Origin of the sequence: Nisaea sp. (assembly GCF_034670185.1) — a bacterium.
GTDB lineage: Bacteria > Pseudomonadota > Alphaproteobacteria > Thalassobaculales > Thalassobaculaceae > Nisaea.
This window is the reverse complement of the sequence record NZ_JAXMNY010000002.1, coordinates 553,113-570,948: the sequence shown is the minus strand read 5'-3', so window position 1 is coordinate 570,948 and position 17,836 is coordinate 553,113. Positions and strand designations below refer to the sequence as shown.

General features: G+C 62.4%; 13 protein-coding genes. 4 read left to right on the top strand and 9 right to left on the bottom strand.

Annotated features, from left to right (window positions below; translation table 11 throughout):
* Positions 1-6 precede the first annotated feature (6 nt).
* From VOI22_RS12290 to VOI22_RS12275, 4 genes are all read right to left on the bottom strand, one after another.
* A complete protein-coding gene (locus VOI22_RS12290) occupies positions 7-987 on the bottom strand; it encodes an FkbM family methyltransferase (protein ID WP_323796767.1) in 981 nt (326 codons plus the stop codon).
* A 134-nt stretch (positions 988-1,121) separates the two neighbouring features.
* Entirely contained in the window at positions 1,122-2,012 is an 891-nt protein-coding gene (locus VOI22_RS12285; protein WP_323796766.1) for an MBL fold metallo-hydrolase, read from the bottom strand.
* Positions 2,013-2,016: 4 nt separating this feature from the next.
* Positions 2,017-2,868 carry a fumarylacetoacetate hydrolase family protein gene (locus VOI22_RS12280; RefSeq protein ID WP_323796765.1) on the bottom strand — a complete coding sequence of 284 codons (852 nt, stop codon included), beginning with the start codon at positions 2,866-2,868 and terminating at the stop codon, positions 2,017-2,019.
* Positions 2,869-2,962: 94 nt separating this feature from the next.
* A complete protein-coding gene (locus VOI22_RS12275) occupies positions 2,963-3,763 on the bottom strand; it encodes an undecaprenyl-diphosphate phosphatase (protein ID WP_028467669.1) in 801 nt (266 codons plus the stop codon).
* Between the two features lie 352 nt (positions 3,764-4,115).
* Between VOI22_RS12275 and VOI22_RS12270 the strand changes: the two genes are divergently transcribed.
* From VOI22_RS12270 to VOI22_RS12260, 3 genes are read left to right on the top strand one after another with little or no spacing between them, the layout of a single operon-like run.
* On the top strand, positions 4,116-5,558 hold the full coding sequence (locus tag VOI22_RS12270; RefSeq protein ID WP_323796764.1) for an NAD(P)-dependent oxidoreductase: 1,443 nt from the start codon (positions 4,116-4,118) through the stop codon (positions 5,556-5,558).
* A gap of 16 nt (positions 5,559-5,574) precedes the next feature.
* Positions 5,575-10,128 (top strand): glutamate synthase large subunit, encoded by a 4,554-nt coding sequence (gene gltB, locus VOI22_RS12265; RefSeq protein ID WP_323796763.1) that lies wholly within the window; start codon positions 5,575-5,577, stop codon positions 10,126-10,128.
* Positions 10,125-10,721, top strand: a complete 597-nt coding sequence (locus tag VOI22_RS12260) for a glutathione S-transferase family protein (RefSeq protein ID WP_323796762.1) — start codon at positions 10,125-10,127, stop codon at positions 10,719-10,721. Before gltB ends, VOI22_RS12260 begins: the two co-directional genes overlap by 4 nt.
* A gap of 93 nt (positions 10,722-10,814) precedes the next feature.
* On the opposite strand, the gene VOI22_RS12255 is transcribed toward VOI22_RS12260, so the two are convergent.
* Together VOI22_RS12255 and rpmE are read right to left on the bottom strand one after the other, a co-directional pair.
* Positions 10,815-11,282: an Hsp20 family protein gene (locus VOI22_RS12255; RefSeq protein WP_323796761.1), complete on the bottom strand. Its 468-nt coding sequence runs from the start codon at positions 11,280-11,282 to the stop codon at positions 10,815-10,817.
* Between the two features lie 225 nt (positions 11,283-11,507).
* Positions 11,508-11,726, bottom strand: coding sequence for a 50S ribosomal protein L31 (rpmE, locus tag VOI22_RS12250; protein WP_323796760.1), 219 nt, complete (start codon positions 11,724-11,726; stop codon positions 11,508-11,510).
* Between the two features lie 126 nt (positions 11,727-11,852).
* Between rpmE and VOI22_RS12245 the strand changes: the two genes are divergently transcribed.
* Positions 11,853-13,643, top strand: coding sequence for an ABC transporter transmembrane domain-containing protein (locus tag VOI22_RS12245; protein WP_323796759.1), 1,791 nt, complete (start codon positions 11,853-11,855; stop codon positions 13,641-13,643).
* A gap of 130 nt (positions 13,644-13,773) precedes the next feature.
* On the opposite strand, the gene VOI22_RS12240 is transcribed toward VOI22_RS12245, so the two are convergent.
* The 3 genes from VOI22_RS12240 to VOI22_RS12230 all read right to left on the bottom strand — a co-directional run bounded on the left by VOI22_RS12240 (position 13,774) and on the right by VOI22_RS12230 (position 17,768).
* Positions 13,774-15,366: an OmpA family protein gene (locus tag VOI22_RS12240; protein ID WP_323796758.1), complete on the bottom strand. Its 1,593-nt coding sequence runs from the start codon at positions 15,364-15,366 to the stop codon at positions 13,774-13,776.
* Between the two features lie 12 nt (positions 15,367-15,378).
* Positions 15,379-16,515, bottom strand: coding sequence for a hypothetical protein (locus VOI22_RS12235; protein WP_028467677.1), 1,137 nt, complete (start codon positions 16,513-16,515; stop codon positions 15,379-15,381).
* A gap of 122 nt (positions 16,516-16,637) precedes the next feature.
* The gene (locus tag VOI22_RS12230) at positions 16,638-17,768 is read right to left on the bottom strand and encodes an OmpA family protein (RefSeq protein WP_323796757.1); all 1,131 of its coding nucleotides are present in this window, start codon (positions 17,766-17,768) and stop codon (positions 16,638-16,640) included.
* Positions 17,769-17,836 lie beyond the last annotated feature (68 nt).

Genomic DNA, 17,836 nt, shown 5'->3' with positions numbered 1-17,836 from the left:
GGAGCGCTATCTGGGCTGAACGAGGACGTTGAAAACGGCCGATTGTTCGATGCACTCGATCTGTTCCAGGCCGAGTGCGGCCAGGTCCGCAAAATCCTGCTCTGCCGTGGTTTTGTAGCATTCTAGAATGATTTTGGTGCGGTCTCTGCGGATGAGATCCAGCACCGATTTGATAATGCGCAGCTCCGCACCCTCGACGTCCATCTTGATGAAATCGACCCGCTCGGGCCAAAGCGCTCTTAAGGCGCGTTTCGGAATCGCAGGGCCGATGCCTTCGGTGGCTTCGCGGCTGCTAGCCAGGTTGATTCGCTGCACCATGTTGAGCACACCGTCTTCAGCATCGACCGCGATATCGAGGTTCGAGGCGTCGATGTTCTTCAGGTCGTTGAGCGCAATATTCCGGCGCAGAAGCTCGCAGGTTTTCTTGATCGGCTCGAAGACGTGGATTGTTGCGTTCGGGCGGGCCGTTGCCAACGCAATGGCGTGGTTGCCAACATTCGCTCCGAGATCGAGGACGATATCGTCCTCACCCATATGCTTCAGAATAAGGTCGACTTCTTCCGGTTCGTAAAGCTTCTGCCGGATATGCTGAATCTCGAGTTCGCTGTTGAGCCCGGAGATCGCGAATTTCAGGGTATGGCCGTGGAACGGGACTTCAGCGACATCGTTTCCTGCCTGCAGAAAGATCGTTATCTCCTGACAGGCAAGGAGGTTCAAATAGAGGTATGGGAATTGAGCTTCGATTTGGGAACTGTTGGCAAGCAAGTTTCCGCAGATATCCAAAACCTTTTCGTACCGTCCGCGTGCAAGATTGATAAGGGCGAGCTCGCCAAGATAGAGGGCCGTATGCCCCGGCGATATTTGCTGTCGGATCGCTTTCGCGAGAATCTCTTCCGCAACATCAAATTGCTCTGCGTTTTCGGCTGTATAGACGGAGATCAGAATGCTGTTGTGTAATTCGGCATCGTTTGCGTTTGATTCACCCAAACCTCATCTCCAGTTCGTTTAAGCTATGCTTGAAGGTTGGTCGTTTCTGAATACGCGACTCATCGTACTCGAGGTTGGCTGACTGTTAGCGCACAATTTCACTTATTGGTTTGCTGCGAGTTCGTATTCCCTATTCAGGGCAAGCCGAACCGGCTCTCTTCATCGACCGCGCCGTCACAACGTACCCGTCCACTCTCCACGAGGTAGATCAGGGCAGCAAGCAGGGAGCGTGCGGCGGCGCCGTGTACGGCCGGCGGCACATCGGCGTATATCGCCGGGATCATGTCTGCAATGAACTCCTGGCCATCCCGGAGACAGGCAAGGATTTCTTCTTCCCGGTCTCGGCGGTGAGCGATGAATGCCTCGACGAAAGGTTTCGGGTTCCGGATCGGCCCGCCATGGGTCGGCCAGTAGATTTCGTCGTCCCGTTCCAGCAGCCGGTCCAGGCTTCTGAGGTAGTCGCCCATATTTCCGTCCGGCGGCGAGATCACGCTGGTAGACCAGCCCATCACGAGATCGCCGGGAAACAGGATTTTCCGATCCGGCCACGCGAAAGCAAGATGGTTCGAGGTGTGTCCCGGCGTGTGCAAGGCTTCCAGCCGCCAGCCTTTGCCCTCTACCGCATCGCCATGCTTGAGTGTGACATCCGGTGTGAAATCCGCGTCTCCGCCAGCCTCAATGCCGTCCGGACCGCGGCCATGCGGGCCGAAGCCATAAGTTGGTGCGCCGGTCGCGGCCTTGAGGGCGGCGGCAGCCGGGGAATGGTCGAGGTGGGTGTGGGTCACCAGAATATGGCTGACTGTTTCCTCCCCGAGCCCGGCCAGCAGTGCGGAGACGTGATCGGGGAGGTCCGGCCCCGGATCGATCACGGCGACATTCCCTTCGCCGACGATGAAGGTCGCCGTTCCCCGGAAGGTGAAGGGACCGGGATTGCGGGCGACGATCCGCCGGAGACCGGGGGCGAGCCGCTCGACCACACCATAGGGCGGCTCAAAATTCCGGTCGAAGGGAATGACCGTCGCCACTGGATCAGGCTTCCGCGACGATGGTGTTGGACAGCAAGCCGATCTTGTCGATCTCGATCACGATCTCGTCGCCGGGCTTCATCCAGACCTGCGGGTCGCGGCGGGAGCCGACGCCGCCCGGCGTGCCGGTGACGATGACATCGCCCGGGACCAGCTCGGTGAAGGTGCTGATGTAATTGATCAGGCGCGGGACCGAGAAAATCAGATCGTCGAGTTTCGTATGCTGCATCACCTCGCCATTCAGGCGGGCTTCCATCACCAGGGGGCCGAGATCTGAAATCTCGTCTTTCGTGACCAGGCATGGCCCGAACGCGCCGGTGCCGATGAAGTTTTTGCCCGGGGTGAACTGGGTGGTATGGCGCTGCCAATCACGCACGCTGCCCTCGTTGTAGCAGGCATAACCCGCGACATGATCCATGGCATCGGCCTCAGCGATGTGACGGCCTGGTTTGCCGATGATGACGGCGAGCTCGGCTTCGTAATCGAGCTTGTCCGAGACCTTCGGCTTGATCATCGGCTGGCGGTGGCCGATCTGCGAGTTGGCAAAGCGGCCGAAGATCGTTGGGTTTTCGACTTCCGGCCAGCCGCCTTCGATGCGGTGTGCCTCGTAATTCAGACCAACACAGAGAATCTTCTCCGGATCGGGAATGACCGGCAGGAAATGCGCGTCCGCCAGCGTGACCGAGGGGGCGCTGTCTTTCAGGGCGGAGCCGACCGACGCCAGGGCGTCCGCCGCGATGGCGGCCTTCAGGCTCGGATAGCGGGCGAGTGTGGCGGCATCGACTGCTTGCAACCCTTTGTCCGATGCCAGGCCCCAGACCGGTTTTCCCGCCAATTCAAAAGTCGCGAACTTCATATGCCGCCTCCCTGGCGATTAGGTTTGGTTTTGTCGGAAGTCTAGAAATACCGCCGGTTGCGGTCGATGCCTTATCCGGCATCAATCCCTTCCGTCAGGCGGCATAAACCAGATAGAGCAGCAGGGCGCCGAGCAGGATCCGGTAGACCACGAAAGGCATGAACCCGGCATGTTTCAGCCAGGTCATCATCAGCATGATGGCGACGAGGGCCGAGGCAAAGGAGAGGCCAGCTGCTGTCAGGGCGTCACGGGTCAGGCTGACATTGCCGCTTTGCCAGAGTTCGATGCCGGAGAGGGTGCCGGCGCCAGCGATTGCCGGGATCGAAAGCAACAGAGAGAAGCGCGCCGCATCGGCTCGCTCGAAGCCCAGGAACCGGGCCATGGTCATGGTGATGCCGGAACGGCTGGTGCCGGGTATCAGGGCGAGCACCTGTGCCATGCCGATGGCAAGTGCGCTGCCGTAACTCATGTGCTCAAGCCGCCGGACTGTCATGCCGACCCGGTCCGCCACCCCCAGCAACACACCAAAGCCGAGCGTGGTCCAGCCGATGATTTCCACGCTGCGCAACATGCCGCCGGCATATTTGGCGATTGCGTAGCCGGCAATGACGACCGGGATCGAACCGAGGATGACTTGCAGCATCAGGCGCGTGCCCTGATCGACGCGTCCCCGCATCAGTTTCCAGGAGCCGCTGAGCATCATGCCGATTTCGCGCCAAGCGTAGACCATGACGGCGCCGAGCGTGCCGACATGGACTGCAACGTCCAGCAAGAGACCCTGATCCTGCCACTGCATCACATGGGGGACGAGGACAAGATGGCCGCTGGATGAGATGGGCAGGAATTCGGTGATGCCCTGAACAAGGGCGAGAATAGCCAGATGAAGGATTGGCACCGTCGAGCTCCGGTCTTGGTTTTGTCGAGGGTGTAAGGAATGCCACGAATGTCGCCGGAGCCCCCGATCTCCTGCCTATAACGTGCATAAGACTATAACATCCCGTTGCGACAGAAAGAATATTGCATAAAGTCTCGTTTCGGTACTAAATATTGGTGACGGTCTGCGTATGCTGTTGTGCGCCACAAGTGCACGCTCGTCAGTCAAGAAAATTAGTCCTAACTATTGACCTTTTTGTTTCCTTTCCGTAGATAGGCGCTCCCCGATGAGGTATAGTGCCGTCAGAATGACAATTCGGGCGGCGGCAAGCCTGAAGAGGAATAAGGCCCGAAGGGCCATGGGAGAGAGTGTCATGACCACCGACCGTATGCTGAAGTTCGTCCACACCGCGAAGCGGATGCCGTCCAAGCGCGAAGCCGATGCGCGCCGGCAGGATTTTGGCGAGATCTACGACGAGTTCGTCGAGGATCAAGCTGCGGAGCAGGCTGGCCGGTGCTCCCAGTGCGGCGTGCCCTATTGTCAGGTGCATTGCCCGCTTTCAAACAACATCCCCGATTGGCTGATGCTGACGGCCGAAGGCCGGCTGGAAGAAGCCTACGAGATCTCCAGTGCGACGAACAATTTCCCGGAGATCTGTGGCCGTATCTGTCCGCAGGATCGTCTTTGTGAAGGCAATTGCGTGATCGAAAAGGGCTTTGAGTCGGTCACCATTGGCTCCGTCGAGAAATATATCACCGAGACCGCCTTCGAGCAGGGTTGGGTGAAGCCGGTGAAGCCGGTGCAAGAGCGTAAGGAAAGCGTCGGTATCATCGGTGGCGGTCCCGGCGGGCTCGCAGCAGCGGAGCAGCTCCGCAAGCGCGGCTACCAGGTTCATGTCTACGACCGGTATGACCGGATCGGCGGCCTGATGATCTACGGCATCCCTAATTTCAAGCTGGAGAAAGATGTCGTCCAGCGCCGTACCCGGGTTCTGGAAGAGAGCGGCATTCACTTCCATACCGGCGTCGATGTCGGCAAGGACATCACCGTCGCTGAGCTGCGCGAGAAGCACGACGCGGTTCTGGTGGCGACGGGCGTCTACAAGGCGCGGGACATGAAATGCCCGGGCGTCGGTCTCGGCAATGTCCACCCGGCGCTGGATTATTTGACGGCCTCCAACCGCAAGGGGTTGGGCGATAGCGTGCCCGCTTTCGAAGACGGCAGCCTGAATGCCGAGGGCAAGAACGTTGTCGTCATCGGCGGCGGCGATACGGCGATGGACTGTGTGCGCACGGCTATTCGTCAGGGCGCGAAGTCGGTGAAATGCGTCTATCGCCGGGACAAGGCCAACATGCCGGGCTCCCAGCGCGAGGTGCAGAACGCCGAGGAAGAAGGCGTCGAGTTCATGTGGTTGTCGGCCCCCGAGGCCTTCACCGGTGACGATGTCGTGGACGGCGTGCGCTGCCATCGCATTCATCTTGGTGTGCCGGACGCGACCGGTCGTCAGGCGCCTGAGGTGGTCGCGGACAGCAGCTTCACGATCCCGGCCGATATTGCGATCCTGGCGCTCGGTTTTGATCCCGAGGATATGCCGGTCATGTTCGGCGAGGACGAGTTGAAGGTGTCCCGCTGGGGCACGCTCTCAATCGACTTCTCGACCATGATGACCAGCCTTGATGGCGTCTTCGCCGCAGGGGACATCGTGCGCGGTGCCTCCCTGGTGGTCTGGGCCGTTCGTGACGGCCGTGACGTTGCCGATCAAATGCATGCCTATATCGAGCAAAAGGCTAACGCCGCGCTCGATCTCGCTTCCTGAGCCGAGGGTGATCGATATGAAACAGGATAACCAATTTCCGATGACCGGCGGCGACGCCTTCGTGGCTGACTGGAAAGCGAACGTGGAAAGGCTTGAGGCCGCCCACGCGTATAACCCGGCGGACGAGCACGAGAATTGCGGCGTCGGCTTCGTTGCCTCCATCGACGGCACGCCGCGGCGCGACGTTGTTGAAGCCGGTATCCAGGCCCTGAAGGCGATCTGGCACCGGGGCGCGGTCGATGCGGACGGCAAGACCGGCGACGGTGCCGGCATCCATCTGCAGATCCCGCAGGATTTCTTCCGCGAGCATGTGGAGCGCGCCGGGCAGGCGGTCGGCGACAGCCTGATCGCCGTCGGCATGGTGTTCCTGCCGCGTACCGATCTGGCTGCGCAGGAACGTTGCCGTTGCATCGTCGAGGAAGAGATCCTGTCGCGCGGCTACAAGATCTTCGGCTGGCGCCAGGTGCCGGTGAATGTCGATGTGATCGGTGAGAAGGCGAACGCCACCCGCCCGGAAATCGAGCAGATCATGGTCTCCGGTCCTGCCGGGGCGGATGAGATCAAGTTCGAGCGCGATCTCTACCTGATCCGGCGCCGGATCGAGCGCGCCGCGCTGGCCGAAAACATCACCGATTTCTACATCTGCTCGCTGTCCTGCCGCTCGATCATCTACAAGGGCATGTTCCTGGCAGAGCAGGTTTCCGAGTTCTTCCCGGATCTGCTGGACGAGCGTTTCGTGTCCAATTTCGCGATCTATCACCAGCGCTATTCGACCAACACTTTCCCGGCCTGGCGCGCCGCCCAGCCGTTCCGCGTGCTTGCCCATAACGGCGAGATCAACACGCTGAAGGGCTGCTGGAACTGGATGCGCAGCCACGAGACCCGGATGGCGGCGGACACGTTCGGCGACGAGATCGAGGATATCAAGCCGGTGATCCAGGACGGCAGCTCCGACAGCGCCGCGCTGGATGCAGTGTTCGAGCTGATGGTCCGGGCCGGTCGCGCCCTGCCCATGGTGAAGAGCATGATGATCCCGGAGGCGGTCGCAGATGGCGGCAACCTGACCCAGGAACTGCGTGACCTCTATGCCTATTGCAACGCAGTGATGGAACCATGGGACGGTCCGGCGGCGATTGCCGCTTATGGCGGACACTGGGTGCTCGGCGGCATGGACCGGAACGGTCTGCGCCCGATGCGCTACAGCGTCACCGACAACGGCCTGCTGATCGCCGGGTCCGAAACCGGCATGGTGCGGATCAAGGACAAGAACATTATCGAGAAGGGCCGGCTCGATCCGGGTCAGATGATCGCGGTCGACCTGATCAGCGGCAAGCTCTACCACGATGCCGAACTGAAGGCGCACCTCGCTTCCTCCCGGCCGTTCGGCAAGTGGATCAAGCAGAGCACGAAGATCGACAAGCTGATCAAGAGCCACCACGAGGAGAAGCCGGGGCTGGAGCGCGACGATCTGCGCCGTCGCCAGGTCGTTTCCGGCTGGTCGCTTGAGGATATGGAGCTGATCCTGCAACCCATGGCGGATGGTGGCAAGGAAGCCATCGGCTCAATGGGCGACGATACGCCGCTGGCGGTGCTGTCCGAGAAATATCGCGGCCTGCACCATTTCTTCCGGCAGAATTTCAGCCAGGTGACGAACCCGCCGATCGACAGTCTGCGCGAACGCCGGGTGATGACCCTGCGCACGCGCCTTGGCAACCTCGGCAACATCCTGGATGAGACCGAAGAGCAGTGCGAACACCTGCTGCTCGAATCCCCGGTCCTCTCGAACGCCGAGTTCCAGGCGATGCGGGATTATATGGGCGACACGGCGGAGGAGATCGACTGCACCTTCGACGTCTCAGGCGGCGAATCTGCGCTGGCGGAAGCCATCGACCGCATTCAGCGCGAGGCTGAAGACGCGGTGCGTGGTGGCTGCACCCACGTCGTGCTGTCGGACAAGGCTATCTGCGCGACGCGGGCGGCTATCCCGATGATTCTTGCTACCGGCGCGGTGCATTCCTATCTGGTGCGCCAGCAGCTCCGGACCTTCACGTCGATCAACGTGCAGACCGGTGAATGCCTCGATACGCATTACTTCTGTGTGCTGATCGGTGTCGGCGCCACCACGGTAAATGCCTATCTCGCCCAGGAAGCTATTGCCGACCGGCATGCGCGCGGCCTGTTCGGCGACAAGACGCTCAGCGACTGTGTCGGTGCCTACCGCAAGGCGATCCAGGACGGCATCCTGAAGGTGATGTCCAAGATGGGCATCTCCGTGCTGTCCTCCTATCGCGGTGGCTACAACTTCGAATCCGTCGGGCTTTCCCGCTCGCTGGTGGCCCGGTTCTTCCCGGGCATGTCTTCGCGGATTTCCGGCCTCGGTTTGCCGGGCATTCAGAAGAAGGCGCTGGAGCAGCACCGCAAGGCGTTTGATGAGACGGTGGTGACGCTGCCGATCGGCGGGCTCTACCGGTTCCGCCGCCAGGGCGAGCGGCATGCGTTCGACGGGCCGATGATGCATACCCTGCAGCACGCGGTCGCGACGGACAGCTATCACCTCTACAAAAACTACGCGAACGAGATCTACGCCCAGAAACCGATCAATCTGCGCGATCTGCTTGGCTTCAAGCCGACCGGCGAGGAAGTGGCGCTGGAAGACGTCTCCTCCATCACCGAGATCCGCAAGCGGCTGGTGGCGCCGGGTATCTCCCTCGGGGCGCTCAGCCCGGAGGCGCACGAGACCCTCTCCATCGCCATGAACCGGATCGGTGCCAAGTCGGATTCCGGTGAGGGCGGCGAGGACCCGGCGCGCTTCAAGCCGCGTCCGAACGGCGACAATCCGAGCTCGGCGATCAAGCAGGTCGCCTCCGGCCGCTTCGGCGTCACGGCGGAGTATCTGAACAATTGCCGCGAGCTTGAAATCAAGGTCGCCCAAGGCGCCAAGCCGGGCGAGGGCGGGCAGCTTCCGGGCATCAAGGTCAACTCGATGATTGCCAAGCTGCGGCACTCGACCGAAGGCGTGACCCTGATCTCGCCGCCGCCGCACCACGATATCTACTCGATCGAGGATCTGGCGCAGCTGATCTACGACCTGAAGCAGATCAACCCGGATGCGCGTGTTTGCGTGAAGCTGGTGGCTTCTTCCGGTATCGGCACGATTGCCGCCGGCGTCGCCAAGGCGAAGGCGGACACGATCCTGATTTCCGGCCATGGCGGCGGTACCGGTGCCAGCCCGCAGACCAGCATCAAATATGCCGGTATTCCGTGGGAGATGGGGCTTTCCGAAGTCCATCAGGTGCTCACCCTGAACCGGCTCCGGCATAAGGTTTCACTCCGCGTCGACGGCGGGTTCCGGACCGGCCGTGACGTGGTCATCGGCGCCATCCTCGGGGCCGAGGAATTCGGCATCGGCACCGCCTCGCTGGTGGCGATGGGTTGCATCATGGTGCGCCAGTGCCACAGCAACACCTGCCCGGTCGGGGTCTGCACCCAGGATCAGAGCCTGCGCGCCAAGTTCGACGGCACGCCGGAAAAGGTGGTGAACCTGTTCTCCTTCGTGGCCGAGGAAGTGCGCGAGATTCTCGCCGAACTCGGTGTCCGGTCGCTGGAAGAAGTGATCGGCCGGACCGACCTGTTGCATCAGGTCAGCCGCGGCGATCCGTCTCTCGACGATCTCGACCTGAACCCGATCCTGGTGCGCGCCGATAGCGGCGGGCTGCCGGTGATGAACGCGGTCGAGGGCCGGAACGAGGTTCCGGAGACGCTGGACGCGCAGATGATCAAGGATGCGCAGCCGGCGCTCGAGGGCGGCGAGAAGATGCAGCTCACCTACAATATCGCCAATACGCTGCGCGCCATCGGCACCAAGCTCAGCTCCCGGATCACCCGGAAATACGGCATGTTCGGCCTTCAGCCGGGGCACATCACCGTGCGTCTCCGCGGCTCCGCCGGCCAGTCTCTCGGTGCCTTTGCGGTGCAGGGCCTGAAGCTGGAAGTGTTCGGCGATGCCAACGACTATGTCGGCAAGGGCCTCTCCGGCGGCACCATCGTCATCCGGCCGATGACGGCGGCGCGCTTCGCCTCGAACGAGAACACCATTGTCGGCAACACCGTGCTCTACGGGGCCACTGCGGGGCAGCTCTTCGCTGCCGGACAGGCAGGTGAACGGTTCGCCGTGCGGAACTCCGGCGCCGATGCGGTGGTCGAGGGCTGTGGCTCGAACGGTTGCGAGTACATGACCGGCGGTACCGTCGTGCAGCTCGGCCCGGTGGGCGAGAATTTTGCCGCGGGCATGACCGGCGGCATGGCCTTTGTCTACGATTCGGACGGCCGGTTCGAGCACAACGTGAACCCGGAGAATGTGCTCTGGCAGCGGATCGAGACGGATTACTGGGAAGCCGCCCTGAAACGTCTGGTGCAGGAGCATGTGGAGCAGACTCAGTCCCGCTTTGCCGAGCGTCTGCTGATCAACTGGGGCCAGGAGATGGGTCATTTCTGGCAGGTTGTGCCGAAGGAAATGGTCGCCCGCCTGCCGCAGCCGCTCAGCTACTCCAGCCGGGAAAAGCGTGCGTGAGTACGTCAGCCTTCACGCTTTATGGCGACCGGCGCTCCGGCAATTGCCTGAAGATCGTCTTCGCGGCCGACTGGCTCGGCCTCGACTATCGCTTCGTCGATGTAGACATCATGACGGGCGAAAGCCGAACGCCGGAGTTTCTGGCGGTGAATCCGGCGGGTCAGGTGCCGGCGGTGGATTTCGGCGGTGGTAGAACGCTGGCCCAATCCAACGCGATCCTGCTCTATCTGGCGGAGAATACGGCGCTGCTGCCGGAAGACCCGTTCCTGCGGGCCAAGGTGAACGAATGGCTGTTCTGGGAGCAGTACAGCCACGAGCCCTATGTCGCCGTCTGCCGATTCCACATGGTCTATCAGGGTAAGTCGGCTGACGAGCGCGAAGCCTGGCGGGTGGAGCGGGCCGAGGCGGCGCTGGACCATATGGAAGCCCAGCTTGCGGGCAGGAGCTTCCTGGTCGGTGAAGCCTTGTCCGTGGCGGACATATCCTTGCTCGCCTACACGCGGCTGGCGGGAGAGGGCGGTTTCGACCTGTCCAAGCGCCCTAGCCTCACCGCTTGGATCACCCGCTGCGAGACAGCGCTGGAGCTGGCCTAATTCGTCATCCCGGCCGCGGAGAAAATAAAATGCCCGGACCGAGTGGAGGCGATCCGGGCATTCTTCATTCGGAAGTCAGAAAAGCGGTGGGGGTTACGCCGCTTTCTTGCCTTCAATCGCCTTCACAGACGGGCGCACTTCAATCTTGCGCGGTTTCGCCTCTTCGGGGATTTCGCGCACGAGGGAGACATGGAGCAGTCCATTCTCCAGGTTGGCGCCGGTCACCTTGATGAAATCGGCAAGCTCGAACCGACGCTCGAAGGCGCGTTCGGCGATGCCGCGATGCAGGAACTCCCGATTCTCACCGTCGTCGGACTTTTCGACCTTACCGGTGATAATGAGGGAATTCTGGTTCACGGTGACGTCGATATCCTGTTCGGCGAATCCGGCGACCGCCATCGAGATCCGGTAGTCGTCATCGCTGACCTTCTCGATATTGTAAGGCGGGTAGGTCGTCTGATTACCGGCCGCAGTGGTGCGAAGCGCCGTATCGGCAAGCTGCGCCATGCGGTCGAAACCGACGGAATTACGGAACATCGGGGAAAAATCGATCGTACGCATAGGGTCCATATCCTTTCCAAGCAACATGGTCGTCAATTTGTCACCCGCCATATATCTGGCCGGGTGGCGTTACAGAGACATCGTCCCGAAACCGGCAACGACGCCTGACCAGAACGTGGGAAAGGGGAAAATCGGATTCAAGAGGTAAAAATACGCAAACGAAAACGGGCGCCCCGAAGGACGCCCGTTTCAGTTCCCGCCGGCCGAAGCCTGCGGCAATTGGTCTTAAATACCGAGGTTGGCGAAGCGCTTGTTGAAGCGCGCAACCTGACCACCGCTGTCGAGGATCCGGTGCTGGCCAGTCCAAGCCGGATGGGTCAGCGGGTCGATTTCGAGCCGAAGCGTGTCGCCCTCTTTACCCCAGGTCGACTGGGTCTGGTATTCGGTGCCATCGGTCATCACGACTGTGATCGCGTGATATTCGGGATGGATATCAGCCTTCATTTTTCGTACTCCTGCCCCCGAGCGTTGATGGGCGCGGGTATCAATCCGTGAATAAGAGCGCGACGATATAAAGGAGACAGGGACCGAGCGCAAGGGCGAAGGGACCTGTTTTTACGGGAATCCGATATGAGCGAACAGAATAGCCGGCGCAATCTTGGCCCCTTGAGGGCTTTGATGCCATTCGTCCGGCCCTACCGGTTGCAGGTCGCGGGTGCGGCGGTTGCGCTGATCGTCGCCGCCGTCACCGTGCTGGCCATGGGCAACGGGCTCCGCCTGCTGGTCGACAAGGGGTTCTCGGCGGGCGATCCGGCGCTGCTGGACCGAGCGGTGATCGTCCTCATGGGGGTGGTGGTTCTGCTGGCCGGCTCAAGCTATGCGCGGTTCTTTCTGGTCTCCTGGATCGGCGAGCGTGTGGTGGCCGATATCCGCAAGGCGGTTTTCAATCACGTGATCTCCCTGAGCCCCGGCTTCTTCGAGACCACGCGCACGGGCGAGCTTTTGTCTCGTCTTGCGACGGACACCACGCTGGTGCAGACCGTGGTCGGCTCCTCCGTCTCCATCGCCCTGCGCAACACGCTGTTGTTCGCCGGCGCGCTGGTCATGCTGCTGATCACCAGCGCCAAGCTGTCCGGCTATGTCCTGCTGGTCGTTCCCATCGTGGTGATTCCGATCATCGTGCTTGGCCGCAAGGTGCGGCGGCTTTCCCGCGATACTCAGGACAGGGTGGCCGATCTCGGCTCCTATGCGGAGGAAACGCTTTACGGCATCCGCGCCGTGCAGGCCTTCGCCCATGAGCCGGTGGACCGGGAACGGTTCGGTACCCGGGTCGAGAATGCGCTGAATGCCGCCCTCGGCCGGATCCGGGCCCGTGCGGCCCTGACCGCTATCGTCATCTCGCTGGTGTTCGGCTCCATCGCCGTCATTCTGTGGATCGGCGGCAGGGATGTTCTGGCCGGACGGATCAGTGCCGGCGAGCTTTCCGCCTTCGTCTTCTATGCCGCTGTCGTCGCAGGCTCCACGGGAGCGCTCTCAGAGGTCCTTGGCGACCTGCAGCGGGCCGCGGGCGCCATGGAGCGTCTGATGGGCCTCCTGCAGGCGGAGAGCGACGTCTCCGCACCGGCCAATCCTGTTCCCCTGACCGATCCGGCAAAGGGGCTGGTCAGCTTCGAGGATGTCGATTTCTCATACCCGGCCCGCTCGGATACCCCGTCGCTCAGCGGTTTCACCGCGTCGGTGAAGCCTGGCGAGCGTGTCGCCATCGTTGGGCCTTCAGGTGCGGGGAAGTCGACGATCTTTCAGCTTCTGCTGCGCTTCTACGATCCGCAGGCGGGGCATATCCGGATTGACGGTGTCGATCTGACCGAAGCCGACCCGCGCGCCTTTCGCTCCCTGATCGGGATGGTGCCGCAGGAGCCGGTGATCTTCTCCGACAATGCGATGGAGAATATCCGCTACGGCCGCCCCGATGCCGCCGATGCCGACGTGATCGCCGCCGCCGAAGCCGCCAATGCGAAAAGCTTCATCGAGGCGCTGCCGGAAGGGTTCCAGACCCATCTCGGCGAAAAAGGCGTGCGCCTCTCCGGAGGCCAGCGCCAGCGCATCGCCATTGCCCGCGCCATTCTGCGCGATCCGGTCATTCTGCTACTGGACGAGGCGACGAGCGCGCTCGACGCCGAAAGCGAGCGAGCCGTGCAGAAGGCGCTCGAAGCCATCATGCCGGGCCGGACCACGCTTGTGATTGCGCATAGGCTCGCGACGGTACTAAAGGCCGACCGCATCCTGGTGCTGGAAGACGGCCGCCTCATCGCCGAGGGCAAGCATTCCGAGCTGCTGGAAAGCAACCCGCTCTATCGGCATCTCGCCGAGCTGCAATTCGCGGATTCCGCGGCGGCGGGGATGGCGATTTCGGCGGAGTAGTTCTTCCTGTCCACCCTTTCTGTCGTCATCCCGCCGCACGTGGGGACCCAGGGAAGACGTGCGGCATTTTACGATCGCCTAGGTCACCGCTTTCGCGCGAATGACGGTTATGATGAGTTGAAATAAGCGGCTACCGCTGTGTCAGCTTCATCTCGATGCGGCGGTTCCGGCGGTTGCCGATCTCGTCCTTGCGCTCGTCGATCGGCTGGAATTCGCCGTAGCCGGTGGCGGAGAGTTTGCTCGCCGGGATGCCTTCCGAGATCAGCGTCTGCACGACCGAGATGGCGCGGGCTGCGGAGAGGTCCCAGTTGTTCTTGAAACGCTCGTTGAAGATCGGCACCGGGTCCGTGTGGCCCTCGACCTGCAGGATCCAGTCGATGCCTTTCGGGATCTTGGCGGCGATATCCTTCAGCTCGTCGGCGAACTGGCGGAGCTGGATTTCGCCCGCCGGGCCGATCTGGTCCGAGCCGCTGTCGAACAGCACTTCGGACTGGAAGACGAAACGGTCGCCGACGATGCGGATGCCCTGCCGGTCGTTCAGCACCTCGCGCAGGCGGCCGAAAAACTCGGAGCGGAATTTCGCCAGTTCCTGAACTTTAGTCGCGAGCGCCCGGTTTAGCTTGGCGCCGAGATCGACGATCTCGACATTCTGTTCCTTGTTCTTCGCCTCAAGCGCGTCCATCGCCTCCTGCAGCGCAAGCAGCTGTTCACGAAGCGCTCGCATCTGCCGGTTCAGCAGGGCGACCGCTTCCTGCGCCTTGGAGGAAATTTCCTTCTCGGCACCGAGTGCGGAGGCGGTATCGTAGAAATTGGCGGTTAGCTCGGCCAGCCGGATATCGCGCTCGGCGATGTCCTTCTGTTGCAGCAGAGTGCGCTCTTCGCTTTCGTTGAGCTGTGCTGTCAGCTCTTTGCTGCGATCCCGGACCTGGGTCATCTCGGCGACCAGCGCGTCGATCCTCAGTTTGCGTTCCTCGGCACTGAGTTCCGCTGTCTCGCGGTCTTGTTCACTCTGGCTCAGGGTCTTCTGCAGGGCGAGCTTTTGGGAGGCCAGGTCGGCGACTTCTGCTTCCAAATTCCGGCGGGCCTGTTTCAGGGCGACCAGATCGCGGCGCAGGCTCTCCAGATCCTTCAACTGGGTGGTGATGGTTTCCCGGTCCGCCTGGATCACCTTGAAGGCATCCTCGAGCCCGGCCGTGACTTCGTCCCGCTCGGCTTTGGCGATCGCCATGTCGTTTTCGACGGAGCGCAGCTTGGCCATCAGGGCATCGCGCTCGCTGAGGACTTCCGTCAGCCGCTCTTCGAGCCCGGCCCGGCCGTTCTCTAGCTCGCTCAGGCGCTGCGTCATGCTTGCCCGGTCGTGCACGGCAGCGGCCAGCCGATCCTCAAGCTGATCGCGCTGGGAGACCAGCTGGGTGACCTGTTGGCTCAACGCATCGCGGCGGGAGATGGAGGCCTGCAGCTCGGTCGAGAGCTGGGCGACATTGAGGCGGAGTTCGGTGTTGGTTTCCTTCTCCAGATTGAGCAGCTCGGAAAGCTCGGAGATCTGGGCTTCCAGTCGGTGCAGGGCCTCGTCCCGGCCGGACAGCGCCTGGGTCAGGTAGAATTGCGAGACGATGAACACCATCAGCACGAAGATGATGACCATCAGCAGGGTGGCGAGGGCGTCGACGAACCCCGGCCAGATATTGGTTTCGCGCGTCGAGGCGCGGCTGCGGGCGGACATGGCCGCGCTCTCCTAGCGTTCTTCTTCGGCGAGCGCCGCGATGGTCCGGGCGACCAGCCGGATCTCCTGGCGGATTTCCTCCACGGTGCGGTTCCGGCCCTCGGAGCTTTCCTCGACCAGACGGGCAACATAAGCCTCGATATTGCGCAGATGGCTGCGCATAAGCTCATCCCGGCCGCTTGTCTGGCCTTCCGCGATTTTTGCCAGCACCGGCCGGATCTCCAACTGGGCCTCGCCGATCTTCCGCATCAGGTCCTGATCGCTGCGCATCTGCTCGACCAGGGTGCCGAGCTTCTCGTTCAGGGACATCAGGTTGGTGTTGGCCTGCCGGCGGTCATCCTCGCTGCGCAGGATGACCCGCTGCAGCTTGTCGAGACTGTCCGCCGTCTGTTCCCAAAGCGCGGTCTGGTAGGCGCTGGCGGAATGTTCTCCGTCCGCGAGTACGCCGCCACCGGAGCTGAGTCGGGTCAGGCCCGACAGCCATTCTTCGAGATCGTTGTAAAACCGGTTCTGGGCCTGGCCGAGTTGCAGCTCCATGAAGCCGAGGACGAGCGAGCCGGCGAGACCGAAGAGGGAGGAGCTGAAGGCGGTTGCCATGCCGTTCAGAGGGGATTCCAGCCCGGTCTTCAGATCGCCGAAGACGCTGCCGATATCGCCACTCTCGATACTGAGACTGCCGATTACGGTGCCGACCGCGCCGACTGTCTGCAGCAGGCCCCAGAAGGTGCCGAGCAGGCCGAGGAAGATCAGCAGGCCGACGATATAGCGGGAAATGTCTCGGCTTTCCGCGAGCCGGGAATCGATGCTGTCGAGCAGGGAGCGCAGGGACATGGCGGACAGGCTGACCCGGTCGTCCCGGCGTTCGCCCAGCATGGTGGCGACCGGCGCCAGCAGGGCCGGCGCCTGCTGCATGGAGAGGCCGGGCTGACCGGACCGATAGGATTCGATCCAGGCGACTTCGGGGCCGAGCGACATGACCTGCCGGACGACATAGAGGATACCGATGACCAGTGTTGCCAGGATCATGCCGTTCAGCGCGGCATTCGCCATGAAGGCGTCCAGCAACGCGCCGACCAGAAGCACCGCGACCACGGTGACAAGCGCCAGAAAGATCGCCATCCGGACGAGAAAACGCGTTGGTTTGGTCACCTGATCGATCCCCTGATTGTGGCCGGGCACGGCCGCTTAAGCCTTATGCCCGGTAGTCTGTTTGGTTCTATGGACGAGAAATGCGGCAGATTTCCGGCGATTGATGACACCTGTCGGTGTCCTTAGCGATTGACCAGAGTCAGATCGACACGGTCGGGGGAGCCCGAAGGCGCCTGGTTGCCGAGCGCACGCACATCCATCCGCGTGCTGGCGACACCCTTGCCGATCAGGTAGGAGCGGACCTCAAGGGCGCGGGACAGGGAGAGCCGCCGGGCCTTGGCTTCGGAGCGCTCGCCGGCACTGGCATAGGCCAGAAGCTGGATCCGCATCGACGTGTCTGCCTTCATTTTCTCCGCAATCTCGCCCAGCGTCCCGCTGGCGCTTGCCGGCAGGGATTTGGCGTCGGTGTCGAAGGCAATGCTGATAGCGCTGCCACTGGAGGCTTTCGGTGCGGGAGATGTGGCTTTCGGGGCCGGGGAGGCGGAAGCGACCCGCTTGGCCGGTTCCGGCGTTTTCGCGGACGGGGATGTAACCGCCGGCGCGTCGACGGTTGGTGTGGTTATGGCCGGCGTGGTTATGGCAGCGGGCGGCGGCGGCGGAACGATGGCGGCAGTCCGTGTGGTTGCCTTGGGCGCGGCCGGGATCGTGATATCCGGGATCGTGGTCTTCGTCTCCGGTGCTTTACTCGGTGCTTGGACAGGAGCTTTCGGAGCCGGTGCCTGGATAGCGACTTTGGCCGGAGGCGCAACGATCGGGGCCGGAGCCCTGGCTACCTTCGGAGCACTCGGGACCGGTGCGGTGACACGGGCCGGAGCCGGGACGCGCGGGGTTATGGTCGTCGGAGCCGGGGCACTGACCTGGCTGCGCGCGCTCGGCACTGTCGGCTTCCTGGGTGCCGCTGCAAGCGGTGCCGCGGTTGATCCGGCTGTGACCACGCGGCGGCTTTGGGCGCTGGCCGGCCTTGTTGGCGGGGGCAATGGAGCGCCACGGGACACTGTCGCGCGCGCTTCGCCCGGCAGGGGCAGCGGTGCTCCGGAAGCAGCCTGACCGCGGCGGATATCGGTCTGCAGCATCTGCGGAACCGTCGGCGGCGTGCCGAGCTGATCGAGGACGTCGAGATTGACCTCGACCGAACTGCCGGTGCCGCCGATATAGATTGTTTCCTGGCTCAGCGCCGGCCCGGCCGGCAGCCCGATCAGGCCCGCGAGGATAAGAAACACGGGGCGTTTGCCCAGGGAAGATGATCCGGCCATGTCAGCGCGTCCTCGGGTGGAGGGTTAATCTCACCGATGACCTTATCGCAACAGGCCTTTTCGCGACA